Source organism: Rhodococcus sp. NPDC060084 (assembly GCF_042730335.1).
GTDB lineage: Bacteria > Actinomycetota > Actinomycetes > Mycobacteriales > Mycobacteriaceae > Rhodococcus.
On record NZ_JBHWWX010000010.1, the window covers coordinates 48,867 to 61,845 of the forward strand.

The 12,979-nt window shown below is 67.7% G+C and carries 13 protein-coding genes; 12 read left to right on the forward strand and 1 reads right to left on the reverse strand.

What is annotated here, in order from left to right; genetic code table 11:
- The first annotated feature begins 5 nt into the window (after positions 1–5).
- The 7 genes from ACFWBU_RS08275 to ACFWBU_RS08305 are packed head-to-tail and all read left to right on the forward strand — an operon-like array spanning position 6 to position 9,185.
- Complete coding sequence (locus ACFWBU_RS08275; RefSeq protein WP_378528035.1) at positions 6–1,736, forward strand: acyclic terpene utilization AtuA family protein; 1,731 nt, start codon at positions 6–8, stop codon at positions 1,734–1,736.
- Complete coding sequence (locus ACFWBU_RS08280) at positions 1,733–2,881, forward strand: acyl-CoA dehydrogenase family protein (RefSeq protein ID WP_378527996.1); 1,149 nt, start codon at positions 1,733–1,735, stop codon at positions 2,879–2,881. The genes ACFWBU_RS08275 and ACFWBU_RS08280 overlap by 4 nt, the downstream gene beginning before the upstream one ends.
- A complete protein-coding gene (locus ACFWBU_RS08285) occupies positions 2,878–4,476 on the forward strand; it encodes an acyl-CoA carboxylase subunit beta (RefSeq protein ID WP_169619518.1) in 1,599 nt (532 codons plus the stop codon). Before ACFWBU_RS08280 ends, ACFWBU_RS08285 begins: the two co-directional genes overlap by 4 nt.
- 7 nt (positions 4,477–4,483) lie before the next feature.
- A complete protein-coding gene (locus ACFWBU_RS08290; protein WP_378527997.1) occupies positions 4,484–6,574 on the forward strand; it encodes an acetyl/propionyl/methylcrotonyl-CoA carboxylase subunit alpha in 2,091 nt (696 codons plus the stop codon).
- Positions 6,571–7,731: an acyl-CoA dehydrogenase family protein gene (locus ACFWBU_RS08295; protein ID WP_169619520.1), complete on the forward strand. Its 1,161-nt coding sequence runs from the start codon at positions 6,571–6,573 to the stop codon at positions 7,729–7,731. Before ACFWBU_RS08290 ends, ACFWBU_RS08295 begins: the two co-directional genes overlap by 4 nt.
- 8 nt (positions 7,732–7,739) lie before the next feature.
- Positions 7,740–8,540 (forward strand): enoyl-CoA hydratase family protein, encoded by an 801-nt coding sequence (locus ACFWBU_RS08300; protein WP_378527998.1) that lies wholly within the window; start codon positions 7,740–7,742, stop codon positions 8,538–8,540.
- 30 nt (positions 8,541–8,570) lie between these two features.
- Complete coding sequence (locus tag ACFWBU_RS08305; protein ID WP_169619624.1) at positions 8,571–9,185, forward strand: TetR/AcrR family transcriptional regulator; 615 nt, start codon at positions 8,571–8,573, stop codon at positions 9,183–9,185.
- Positions 9,186–9,189: 4 nt separating this feature from the next.
- On the opposite strand, the gene ACFWBU_RS08310 is transcribed toward ACFWBU_RS08305, so the two are convergent.
- Complete coding sequence (locus tag ACFWBU_RS08310; protein WP_169619522.1) at positions 9,190–9,744, reverse strand: TetR/AcrR family transcriptional regulator; 555 nt, start codon at positions 9,742–9,744, stop codon at positions 9,190–9,192.
- A gap of 167 nt (positions 9,745–9,911) precedes the next feature.
- On the opposite strand from ACFWBU_RS08310, the gene ACFWBU_RS08315 reads away from it, so the two are divergent.
- From ACFWBU_RS08315 to rpsG, 5 genes are all read left to right on the forward strand, one after another.
- Positions 9,912–10,541, forward strand: coding sequence for a TetR/AcrR family transcriptional regulator (locus ACFWBU_RS08315; protein ID WP_169619523.1), 630 nt, complete (start codon positions 9,912–9,914; stop codon positions 10,539–10,541).
- A gap of 10 nt (positions 10,542–10,551) precedes the next feature.
- Positions 10,552–11,106, forward strand: coding sequence for a DUF3558 domain-containing protein (locus ACFWBU_RS08320; RefSeq protein ID WP_378527999.1), 555 nt, complete (start codon positions 10,552–10,554; stop codon positions 11,104–11,106).
- Positions 11,106–11,663, forward strand: coding sequence for a DUF3558 domain-containing protein (locus tag ACFWBU_RS08325; RefSeq protein ID WP_378528000.1), 558 nt, complete (start codon positions 11,106–11,108; stop codon positions 11,661–11,663). Before ACFWBU_RS08320 ends, ACFWBU_RS08325 begins: the two co-directional genes overlap by 1 nt.
- Before the next feature lie 336 nt (positions 11,664–11,999).
- A complete protein-coding gene (gene rpsL, locus ACFWBU_RS08330; RefSeq protein WP_072704519.1) occupies positions 12,000–12,374 on the forward strand; it encodes a 30S ribosomal protein S12 in 375 nt (124 codons plus the stop codon).
- Positions 12,374–12,844: a 30S ribosomal protein S7 gene (rpsG, locus tag ACFWBU_RS08335; protein WP_072704522.1), complete on the forward strand. Its 471-nt coding sequence runs from the start codon at positions 12,374–12,376 to the stop codon at positions 12,842–12,844. The genes rpsL and rpsG overlap by 1 nt, the downstream gene beginning before the upstream one ends.
- Positions 12,845–12,979: the final 135 nt, after the last annotated feature.

Here is a 12,979-nt window from a genome sequence, read left to right on the forward strand (position 1 = left end):
TCTCCGTGCCGGTGCGCGACGGTCACCGCGCCGTGCGTATCGGCAACTGCTCGGGTTTCTACGGTGACCGTGTCTCCGCGATGCGCGAGATGCTCGACGGCGGCGAACTCGACTACCTCACCGGCGACTATCTCGCCGAGCTCACCATGCTCATCCTCGGCCGAGACCGGATGAAGAATCCTGATCTCGGCTACGCGAAGACCTTCGTACGACAGCTCGAGGAATGCATGGGCCTTGCGCTCGACCACGGCGTCCGCATCGTCGCGAACGCCGGCGGTCTCAATCCGGCCGGACTCGCGACCCGGTTGCGTGACATCGCCGAACGGCTCGGCCTGGACGTCACGGTGGCTCACGTCGAGGGCGACGATCTGCTCCCACGGATCGACGAACTGGGCCTCGGCGGCACGCCCGCGCCGTTGACCGCCAACGCATATCTCGGCGCGTGGGGCATCGTGGAGTGCCTTCGTTCGGGCGCCGACATCGTCGTCACCGGACGGGTGACCGACGCGTCCGTCACCGTCGGCCCCGCCGCAGCCCACTTCGGCTGGGGACCGGGCGATTTCGACGCGCTCGCGGGTGCGGTTGCCGCGGGCCACGTCCTCGAATGCGGCACCCAGGCGACCGGCGGCAACTACGCATTCTTCACCGAACTCGGCAACCTCGACCGGCCCGGTTTCCCGATCGCCGAGATCGAAGCCGACGGTTCGTCGACCATCACGAAGCATCCGGGAACCGGTGGCGCGGTCACCGTGGGCACCGTGACGGCGCAACTGCTCTACGAGGTCGGCGGCGCCCGGTACGCCGGTCCCGACGTGACCACCCGCCTCGACACCGCGGTTCTCGAAGACGGCGGGCCCGACCGGGTGCGTATCTCCGGCGTACGCGGAGAGGCGCCGCCGCCCACGCTCAAGGTCTGTCTCAACGCGCTCGCGGGGTTCCGCAACACCGTGGAGTTCGTGCTCACCGGACTCGACATCGAGGCGAAGGCCGCGCTCGTGCGCCGCCAGATCGAGGCGAACCTTCCGGCAAGCCCGGCCGAACTCGAATGGACCCTCGCCCGCACCGACCACCCCGACGCAACCACCGAGGAAACCGCGAGCGCGGTGCTCCGGTGCGTCGTCCGCGATCCGGACCCCGACGTTGTCGGCCGCGGATTCACGTCCACAGCAGTAGAATTCGGTCTTGCGAGTTACCCCGGATTCCATGTCACCGCACCGCCGGGAACGGGCAGCGCCTTCGGCGTCTACACGGCAGGTCTGGTCGCCGCCGAGCAGGTGCCACACATCGCGGTACTGCCGGACGGCAGCGGCGTCGACATCTCCCCGAGCGCCACCACCCGGACGCTCGAACCCGTTCCCGAACCGCCACTGCCCGAGCCCCTTCCGCCCGGCCCGACGCGCCGCGCCGCGCTCGGCACCGTTCTGGGCGCGCGCAGCGGAGACAAGGGCGGTGACGCCAACATCGGGGTCTGGGCACGGAGCGACGACGCCTATCGCTGGCTCGTCCACACCCTCACGGTCGACGCGCTCACCTCCCTGCTTCCCGAGACGGCAGCGCACGATGTCACCCGGCACGTGCTGCCGAATCTCCGGGCGGTGAACTTCGTGGTCGAGGGAATCCTCGGGCGCGGCGTCGCCTCCCAGGCCCGATTCGATCCCCAGGCCAAAGGACTCGCCGAATGGCTGCGCTCCCGACACCTGGACATCCCACTCACTCTCCTGGAGGACTCGGCGTGAGCATCTGGACAACCGACGAGCGCACGTCGCTGCGCGCCACCGTGGCCGGTTTCGTGCGCCGCGAGATCCTGCCGAATCTCGACGACTGGGAACGCGACGGCGAACTCCCGCGCGACCTTCACAAGAAGACGGCCGACGTCGGGCTGCTCGGTATCGGTTTCCCGGAATCCGTCGGCGGGTCCGGTGGTGACGGTGCCGACGTGGTGACCGTGTGCGAAGCGTTCCACGAGGCCGGTGCGTCCGGTGGCGCGTTCTCCTCCTTGTTCACGTGCGGAATCGCACTGCCGCACCTGATCGCTGCCGGAGACCCGGAGCAGATCGACCGGTGGGTGCGTCCCACCCTCGCGGGCGAGATGATCGGTTCGCTCGCGATCACCGAACCGGGAGGCGGGTCCGACGTCGGGCACCTCACCACCACCGCAGTGCGCGACGGCGACGATTTCGTAGTCAACGGCGCGAAGACCTACATCACGTCCGGGTGCCGCGCAGACTTCGTCGTCACCGCCGTCCGCACAGGAGGTCCCGGTGCCGGCGGCGTGTCGCTCCTGGTGATCGAGAAGGACACCCCCGGGTTCACCGTCTCCCGCAAACTCGACAAGATGGGCTGGCGCGCCTCCGACACCGCCGAGTTGTCCTTCGTCGACGCCCGGGTTCCGGTGGCCAACCTCGTCGGCGCCGAGAACTCCGGGTTCATGCAGATCGCACAGGCTTTCGTGTCCGAGCGCATCGGCTTGGCGGTGCAGGCGTACGCGAGCGCGCAGCGCTGCCTCGACCTGACCGTCGCGTGGTGCCGTGACCGGGAGACCTTCGGCCGTGCGCTCATCACGCGTCAAGCCGTGCAGCGCACCCTTGCCGAGATGGCCCGCCGGATCGACGTCGCGCGGGTGTACTCGCGGCACGTCGTCGAACGGTCCGTGGCGGGCGACACCGATCTCATCGCCGAGGTGTGTTTCGCCAAGAACACCGCGGTCGAGGCGGGGGAGTGGGTCGCACACCAGGCCGTGCAACTGTTCGGCGGCCTCGGATACATGGCCGAATCGGAGGTCGAGCGCCAGTACCGCGACATGCGCATTCTGGGCATCGGGGGAGGCACCACCGAAATCCTCACCGAACTCGCCGCGAAGCGTCTGGGGTACGGCGCGTGAGCATCCTGAAGTCGACTCTCGACGTGGCGTCGTCGCAGTATGGCGCGGCAGCGGAGGCGATGCGCACCAAGCTCGCCGAACTCGACGCCGAGCACACAAAAGCACTCGGCGGGGGCGGGGAGAAGTACGTGCGCCGCCACCACGAGCGCGGCAAACTGCTGCCGCGTGAGCGCATCGAACTGCTGATCGACCCCGACTCGCCCTTCCTCGAGCTCTCACCGCTCGCTGCCTGGGGCACCGAGTTCCCCGTCGGCGCCAGTACGGTGACCGGCATCGGTGTCGTCCACGGCGTGCAGTGCGTGATCGTGGCGAACGACCCCACCGTCCGCGGCGGTACGAGCAACCCCTGGACGCTGCGGAAAACTCTGCGCGCCAACGATATCGCGCTCCAGAATCGGCTTCCCATGATCAACCTCGTCGAGTCGGGGGGTGCGGACCTGCCGACGCAGAAGGAGGTTTTCATTCCCGGCGGGCGGTTGTTCCGCGACCTTACGCGCCTGTCCGCGGCGGGCATCCCCACGATCGCGCTGGTATTCGGCAACTCCACCGCCGGGGGTGCGTACGTGCCGGGCATGTCCGACCACGTCGTGATGATCAAGGAACGATCCAAGGTCTTCCTCGCCGGACCCCCACTGGTGAAGATGGCCACCGGCGAGGAATCCGACGACGAGACGCTCGGTGGCGCCGAGATGCATGCCCGCGTCAGCGGCCTGGCCGACTACCTGGCGGTCGACGAGGAAGACGCCATCCGACTGGGCCGCGACATCGTCCGGCGGCTCGAGTGGGCGCGGCTCGGACCGGACCCGAAACCTGATGTGAGAGATCCCCGCTACGGGCCGGAGGACCTGATCGGCATCGTTCCCGGCGATCTGCGGATCCCGTTCGATCCCCGTGAGGTGATCGCACGCGTGGTCGACGATTCCGACTTCGACGAGTTCAAGCCGCTCTACGGATCGTCACTCGTGACGGGGTGGGCACAGATACACGGGTATCCCGTGGGCATACTCGCCAACGCGCGGGGCGTGCTGTTCAACGAGGAATCCCAGAAGGCCGCGCAGTTCATCCAGCTCGCAAATCGATCGAACACGCCGTTGTTGTTCCTGCACAACACGACCGGATACATGGTGGGGCGCGAGTACGAGGAACGCGGCATGATCAAGCACGGCTCGATGATGATCAACGCCGTATCGAATTCTCGTGTCCCCCACATCTCTGTTCTCCTCGGTGCCTCGTACGGTGCCGGGCACTACGGGATGTGCGGCCGCGCATTCGATCCGCGTTTCCTGTTCGCCTGGCCCAGTGCGAAATCCGCGGTGATGGGCGGTGCCCAGCTCGCGGGGGTCATCTCGATTGTCGGGCGCGCTGCGGCGCAGGCGCGCGGCCAAGGGGTCGACGAGGCCGCGGACGAGGCGATGCGTGCCGCCGTGGAGAACCAGATCGAGGCCGAGTCCCTGCCGATGTTCCTGTCCGGCAGGCTCTACGACGACGGTGTCATCGACCCGCGTGACACTCGCGACGTGGTCGGATTCTGCCTGTCCGCAGCCGCATCGGGACCGATCGAGGGCGCCGGTGACTTCGGCGTCTTCCGGATGTGAGGACACCGTGACCGACAACCCCGGCGCCACCGTGACGACCGTATTGGTCGCCAACCGCGGAGAGATCGCCCGAAGAGTGTTCGCGACGTGCCGTCGTGCCGGACTCGGCACGGTGGCGGTCTATTCCGACGCGGACGCACACAGCCCCCACGTCCGCGAAGCCGACGTCGCGGTCCGGTTGCCCGGCGCGAGCCCGTCCGACACCTATCTGCGCGGTGACGCGATCGTCGCCGCCGCGCTCGCCGCAGGTGCGGATGCTGTGCATCCCGGGTACGGATTCCTCTCCGAGAACGCCGAGTTCGCGAGGCAGGTGATCGAGGCGGGTCTCATCTGGGTCGGTCCGTCGCCCGACTCGATCGCCCGGATGGGTTTTAAGATCGAGGCGAAGAAGATCATGGCCGCGGCCGGCGTGCCGGTCCTTCCCGAACTCGAGCCCGGCGTGGTCACCACCGACGACCTGCCGGTGCTCGTGAAAGCCTCGTCGGGAGGCGGCGGACGGGGCATGCGTGTCGTGCGTACGCTCGACGAACTGCCCGCCCAACTCGCCGCGGCGAGTCGCGAGGCGGGTGCGGCCTTCGGTGATCCCACAGTGTTCTGCGAACGGTATCTGGAACACGGCCGCCACATCGAAGTGCAAATTCTCGCCGACCGGCACGGCACCGTATGGACGCTCGGCGAACGCGAATGCTCGGTACAGCGACGCCATCAGAAGGTCGTCGAAGAGGCACCGTCGCCACTGGTCGAGGCGACCGAGGGCATGCGCGACGCAGTGTTCGACGCAGCCCGGCGCGCGGCCACGGCGATCGGGTACGAAGGTGCCGGAACCGTCGAATTCCTTGCGTCCGGTCCCGCACAGGGATCCGACACGGGAGAGTTCTACTTCCTCGAGATGAACACCCGCCTGCAAGTCGAACATCCGGTCACCGAATGCACGACCGGTGTGGATCTGGTGGGGCTGCAGATCGATGTCGCATCCGGTGGGGAACTCGCATCCGAACCGCCTCTGCCCTCGGGTCATTCGATCGAGGTCCGTCTCTACGCGGAGGACCCCGCCCACGACTGGCAACCCCAGTCCGGCGTGTTGCACCGGTTCGCCGTGCCGGCCGCGACCGAGGAGTTCGCACCGCTGCGTACACCGGGGATTCGGGTCGATGCGGGCGTGGTCGACGGCTCCGATATCGGAGTGCACTACGACCCGATGCTCGCGAAAGTGATCTCCTGGGCGCCGACGCGGGCTGCCGCGGCACGCATGCTCGCGCGCGCCGTGGCCGATGCGCGGCTGCACGGACCGAGGACGAACCGTGATCTCCTGGTACGCGTGCTCAGGCACCCCGCATTCCTCGCCGGAGACACCGACACCGCATTCTTCGATACCCATGATCTGGCGGTGCTCGCCGCGCCGCTGGCCGATGCCGGGTCCGAACGGGTCGGGGCCCTCGTCGCCGCCCTCGCCGACGCAGCGGCCAATCGCGAATCTGCTACCGTCGCAAGGACGTTGCCCGGAGGGTGGCGTAATCTCGCGTCGTCGTTCCAGGTGAAGACGTACGCGGGCGACCGGGACGAGCACGAGATCCGCTACCGGTTCGGTCGCGACGGACTCGTGACCGATGCCGTCGACGACGTCCGGGTTCTCGCATACGACCCGCACCGCGTGGTCCTCGACATCGACGGACTCCGTCGCGAGTTCGAGGTCGCGCGGTACGGCGACGTCGTGCACGTCGACTCGTCGCTGGGCCCGGTCTGCCTGCGCGCGATTCCGCGATTCACCGACGCTGCGGCCGTGGTGCCGACCGGATCGTTGCTGGCACCGATGCCCGGCTCGGTGATACGGCTCGGCGCTGCCGTGGGCGACACCGTCACCGCCGGACAGCCGGTGCTGTGGCTCGAAGCCATGAAGATGGAACACACCGTCACTGCCCCCGTCGCGGGAACCCTCACCGTCCTGGAGGTCGACATCGGCACCCAGGTGGCGATGGGATCGGTCCTCGCCGTCGTCACGACCGGCGACGCACCCGCGCGACCCGCCACAGACCCGTCCGAAATATCCACAATTCCAGCCCCGTCCGAACACCCTCGTACCCCCGGAGAGATCTCATGAGCGTCATCGAAACCGAAGAACAGAAGGAACTGCGCGCCTCCGTCGCCGCACTCGCCGAGCGTTACAACTACGTCGACTACGTGCTGCCCAAGTCGCGCCGGCACGAGCCGCTCACCGAACTGTGGAACGAAGCGGCCAAGCTCGGGTTCCTCGGCGTCAACCTTCCCGAGGAATACGGCGGCGGCGGTGCCGGGATCTACGAGTTGGCGCTCGTGCAGGAAGAACTGTCGGCGAAGGGTGCCGGTCTGTTGCTGGTCGTGGTTTCGCCCGCCATCTGCGGCACGATCATCTCCAAGTACGGGACCGACGACCAGAAGCAGGAGTGGCTGCCGGGTCTCGCCGACGGCTCGAGGATCATGGCATTCGGTATCACCGAAGCCGACGCCGGATCGAACTCGCACAAGATCACCACCGTCGCGGCGCGCGACGGGGACGACTGGATTCTCTCGGGCAGCAAGGTCTACATCTCGGGCGTCGACCAGGCCGACGCGGTGCTGGTGGTCGCCCGCACCGAGGACGCCAAGACCGGCAAACTGCGGCCCGCACTGTTCATCGTGCCGACCGATACTCCGGGGTTCGTCAAGACCCCGATGGAGATGGACATCATCGAGCCGGACTACCAGTTCAGCCTGTTCTTCGACCAGGTGCGGCTGCCGTCGACGGCACTGGTCGGCGAGCCGGAAGCGGCACTGATGCAGTTGTTCGCGGGCCTGAACCCCGAACGCATCATGGGTGCGGCGATGGCTGTGGGAATGGGCCGCTTCGCGATCGACTCGGCGGTGCGGTACGCGAAGGAACGCACCGTCTGGAAGGCTCCGATCGGTGCGCACCAGGGCATCGCGCATCCGTTGGCGCAGCGCAAGATCGAGATCGAACTCGCCAAACTGATGATGCAGAAGGCCGCCGTGCTCTACGACAACGGTGACGATTTCGGTGCTGCCGAAGCCGCGAACATGGCCAAGTACGCCGCGGCGGAAGCGGCGATCGGCTCGCTCGACCAGGCGATCCAGACGCACGGTGGTGCCGGCCTGACCCGCGAGTACGGACTGTCCGCCATGCTCGGGGCGGCACGCATCGCGCGGATCGCGCCGGTGAGCCGGGAGATGATCCTCAACTTCGTGTCCCAGCATTCGCTCGGGCTGCCGCGGTCGTACTAGGAGGCGAGATGCCGGACCCCGATATCGCCGGGCACGCGTCGGCCCCGGTCGTGCGGTACTCGGTGGCGGAGGGCGCAGCGACGCTCACGCTCGATTCGCCGCACAACCGCAACGCGATCTCGTCCGCGATGGTGCACCAGCTACGCGCCGGCCTCGATGCGGCCGCGAGTGACACCGCCGTGCGGGCGGTGGTTCTCACCCATACGGGTGGAACCTTCTGTGCCGGCGCCGATCTCGGCGAGTCCTCGGGGAGTCCGGACGAGGCGGCCGCGCAGCGGACCCACGACATGGTGGGTCTGCTGCGCGGCATCCTCGAACTGCCCAAGCCGGTGGTCGGTGTGATCGACGGCCATGTCCGTGCCGGCGGAATGGGTCTTGTTGCAGCATGCGACATCGTCGTCGCGGGGTCCCGCGCGACGTTCGCGCTGACCGAGACCCGGCTCGGCCTGGCGGCGTCGATCGTCTCGCTCACCGTTCTGCCGAAAATGACGCCGCGCGCCGCGGGCCGTTACTTCCTCACCGGAGAACGCTTCGGGCCGGAGGACGCGGCGGCACACGGACTCGTCACACTCGTGTCCGAGGATCCGGCGACGCGGGCAGCAGACGTGATCGCGGATCTGCGGGAGTGCTCCCCGCAGGGCCTCGCGGAGTCGAAGCACTTGCTCACCATGCGGATGCTCGACGATTTCGATCGATACGCCGAGGGACTGGCCGCGCAGTCCGCGCGGTTGTTCGGATCGGCCGAAGCGGTGGAGGGCGTCACCGCCTTTCTGCAGAAACGGCCCCCGTCGTGGTCCCCGGGACGGTGAGGGATGCCGGCCCCTACGCTGGTCGGCATGATGAGTGCGCCGAGCGAGCCCCGTCGACGCGCGGAGCAGCAACGCGGCCGTGCCACCCGCGTCACCATCCTGGATGCCGCTGTGTCCGTGCTGGTCGAGCACGGATACTCGAACGCCACCACCGTCCGTATCCAGGCCGCGGCGGGTGTCTCGCGCGGTCGGCTCCTGCACCATTTCCCCAGTCGCGATTCGCTTCTGGTCGCGTCGGTGCATCACCTTGCGGCGCAGCGCGTCCAGGATCTCGGGCACGACCAGGAGTGGCCCGACGACCCGGTCGCGCGGGTCGCGCTGGCGGTGGACCTGATGTGGCTGCACTTCCGGCAGCCGTATTTCTGGGCCTCGATGGAACTGTGGCTCGCGGCCCGCTCCCACGAAGAACTCCGCCGCGAATTGATACCGCTCGAACGGACTCTCGGCGGGATGATCAAGGCGCAGACCGATCGGTTCTTCGGCAGCGACTTCATCGGGCTCCCGCGCTACCGCGTGGTGCGCGATCTCGTCTACAGCAGCATGCGGGGGATCGCCCTCGGTTATGCGATCGATCCCCGCGATCCGGACGCGGACCCGAATCTCGTGGTGTGGCGTGAACAGTTCGAGGATCTTCTGCGGCGGTGATCCGTCACCGGGTGTCGACGACATCCTCGAGTACCTGCGACAACACCCGGTTCAGCGACCATCGCAGGACGGAGACGTCCTGAGCGGGAAGAGTTTGCTGATAACCGATCAGGGCGAACATCGCGAGATGCGCGAATCTGTGCGCGTCGTCCCCCGGGCCGAGGATCGCGGCGGTGGACTCGGCCACCACGTCGAATCGCTGCCGGTCCACGAGGGCCTGGATGTCGCGCACGGCGTGATCGCTGTACGCCCAGCCCCGGATCGCCGATTCGGCGGGATGCGGCAGCTTGCACGCGAAGTCGATGAGCATCTCGAGCCGGCGCCGGGGAGAACCTTCGAGCCGTGCGGTCTCGGCCAGTTGCAGGGTCTGCCTGTCGAGCCAGTTCTGAAGGAACTCTTTCTCGAAATCGGCCCAGCTCGCGAAGTAGTTGTAGAACGACCCGGTGGTGACCTCGAGGTGTGCGCACAGGCGTGCCTGCTTGAGTCCCGCGTGGGCGTGCGTCGCAAGAATGTCGAGGGCGGCGGTGAAATAGTCTTCGCGCCTGACAATCGTCGCCACGTGGGTTCCCCTTTCGTCCGGTGCGTCGTCCCGCTGTTCGGGCAGGCTACGTTCGTACGGTCTCGACGTGATCTCATTCCGTCGGGTCGTGGGACATCGAGGCGGCGTTCCGGGCGCCGAATGCTCTCCGGCGGGCATCCCTGCGGGGCGAGGATCGAGGAGGACGGGTGACGCGCGAACCCAAGCAGGACCGCAGTCGAGCGACGCGTCTGCGCCTGCTCGAATCCACGATAGATTGCCTGGCCGAGTTCGGCTGGGCGGCGACCACCGTCGGCGTCGTCGCGGAACGCGCCGGAGTGTCGCGCGGGGCGACCCAGCACCATTTCCCCACCCGTGAGGATCTCATCACGGCTGCTCTCGATTTCATGTTCGACAGCCGGATGGAACGCGCCCGGAACGAGACGCCCGACGTGCCGCCCGGCAGCGCTCGCACCGAGGCGGTCGTGTCGCGTCTCGTCGAGCAGTACACCGGCAATCTGTTCAACGCGGCGTTGCAGGTCTGGACCGCCGCGGCGGCGGATCCCGCGCTGCGCGAACGCCTTCTCCCGCTCGAGGAGCGTTTCGGCCGGGTCGCGCACAAGGTGGCTGTCGAACAACTCGGCGCGGACGACTCCGATCCGGTGGTGCACCGCATGGTGCAGGCGACTCTGGACCTCGCCCGTGGCCTCGGCCTGGCCGACGTCCTCACCGACGACTCGGTGCGACGCCGCGAGATCGTCAGGCACTGGGCGGCCCAGCTCGACACCGTGCTGGAAGACGCCCGGCGTCGGCGCGCAGCAGGCCCTGCGGCTCGGTAGTGTCTCGGCCATGTCCTTCGAGCGGACCGGTAGCAGAGCGGCGACGGCGGCCCTGGCATTCCTGGCGATGCTCGTCGCGGCCGGATGCGGCTCCGGCGACGATGCCGCAGACCAGGTGCAGACCTCGACGACATCGGCTGTGACCGAGCCGGGCCCGCTTTTCGGGGAGTGCGGGTCGCTGACCGACGACGAGGTGGCGAATGCGTTCGCGCTCGGTCCGTTCTCGTCTGTCACCCGCAACTCCGTCGGCTGTGAGTGGGAACTCTTCGTGGGTGGGCCGAGCGTGAGTTTCAGCTGGTACCGGGGAAGTCCGATCGGCAGGGAACGGGCCGGGTCCGATCTGATCGGCCGTCCTGCAACGGATGTCGAGGTCGGGGGCAATCCCGGCTTCCTGGGTTCGTCCCAGTCGCTGGACGGGCAGACGACCCTGTGCGAGATCGGGGTGCAGTTCGGCGGCGACTTCATCCATTGGTCCGTCTCCTACGGGAACTTCCCGCCCGCGGCCGACGCGTGTGCGGTCGCTCGCAGCCTCGCGGAGACCAGCGTCGACAGGGCGCAGCAGTGATGCGCCGGGTCCCGCTCCGGCCGGCCGGTCGTCGTCTCGGCGCCGGCATGGCAGCGCTGGCGGTCTGCGCCACGGTGCTCACCGGATGCTCCCGGACGATCGAGGGCCGCGCGGTGCAGGAAGGTGCGGGTGGCGGCGGAAACACCGAGGAATTCACCCGGCTGCTCACCGAGTGCGACGCGGTCGCGGACCCGCAGATCGCCGAGGCGGTCGGAGCCGAAGCGGTGTACCGGGGGTTCTTCGGAGCGATCTGCCGGTGGGAGGGCGACGGGCCCGGCGGCGTCGTGAAGGTCACCTTCAACTGGTTCGAGACGGGCTCGCTCGACCACGAGCGCTCCGCTGCGGAACACCTCGGGTACGCGGTGGAGAACACCACGGTGGAGGGACGACGGGCCCTGCAGATGCGCCGGCCCGACGACCCGTCGTCGTGCGGGGTGAGTTCGGGTGCCTCGACGACCGGTATCTTCGGCTGGTGGGTGCAGTACCAGGGCGGTGGGCCGGACCCCTGCGAGGCCGCTGCTACCTTGGCACGGCTCACCTTGAACCTCAGCAGCTGACCGTGGCTGGGGCCGACCAGGGTCGAGCGGGTCCTCGGTTGCCTACCTCACTTTGACCTGATGCTCGCCAGCCGGGTATCGTTGTGGGTCGTGTCCGGCAAGCCCGGACCGGTCTGTGTGCCTATGCGAGGTAGTGCCGTGCGCGTCGTCTGTAGAAGTCTGCAGTTACGAGTTCCCGGCTGCCTGTGTGGGGGTACGCGACACACCCGACCTCGTGTGCACACGAGGGGCGAGTGAGGGGCAGCTAGCTCTCTTGTCCCAACCGATGGATCCCTAATTTCAGAACAGCCAGTGTTGCTCGTGTGAGCAGCTCCAGACAACGAAGAAAGCCGGTTAATGCCAACCATCAATCAGCTGGTCCGTAAGGGCCGCCGCGACAAGACCGTCAAGGTCAAGAGCGCGGCCCTCAAGGGCAGCCCGCAGCGTCGCGGCGTGTGCACTCGCGTGTACACCACCACCCCGAAGAAGCCGAACTCGGCTCTTCGTAAGGTCGCCCGCGTGCGCCTCACCAGCTCTGTCGAGGTCACCGCGTACATCCCGGGTGAAGGCCACAACCTCCAGGAGCACTCGATGGTGCTCGTGCGTGGCGGTCGTGTGAAGGACCTTCCCGGTGTCCGCTACAAGATCATCCGCGGCTCGCTCGACACCCAGGGTGTCAAGAACCGCAAGCAGGCCCGTAGCCGCTACGGAGCGAAGAAGGAGAAGGCCTGATGCCACGTAAGGGTCCCGCTCCCAAGCGTCCACTGATCGCCGACCCGGTTTACGGGTCCCCGCTGGTCACCCAGCTGGTCAACAAGATCCTGATGGACGGCAAGAAGTCCACTGCAGAGCGCATCGTCTACCAGGCGCTCGAGCAGGCACGTGAGAAGACCGGTACCGATCCGGTCGTCACCCTCAAGCGCGCGCTCGACAACGTCAAGCCCGCCCTCGAGGTTCGTAGCCGCCGCGTCGGTGGTGCCACCTACCAGGTGCCGGTCGAGGTTCGCCCCGGCCGTTCCACCACCCTCGCACTTCGGTGGCTGGTCACGTTCGCACGTCAGCGTCGTGAAAAGACCATGGTGGAGCGCCTCGCCAACGAGCTCCTCGATGCGAGCAACGGCCTCGGTGCCGCTGTGAAGCGTCGCGAAGACACGCACAAGATGGCTGAAGCCAACAAGGCGTTCGCGCACTACCGCTGGTGAGTCGAGGCCGGTCGGGAGGCACCGTGATCCGGACCTCCCGATCGGCTGCTCGCACAACTGTGTCGGTCCCGTAAAGGCCGGCTGACAACACAAGAACATGGGTCCGCACAAAAGGACCGACACTAGCTACGAGCG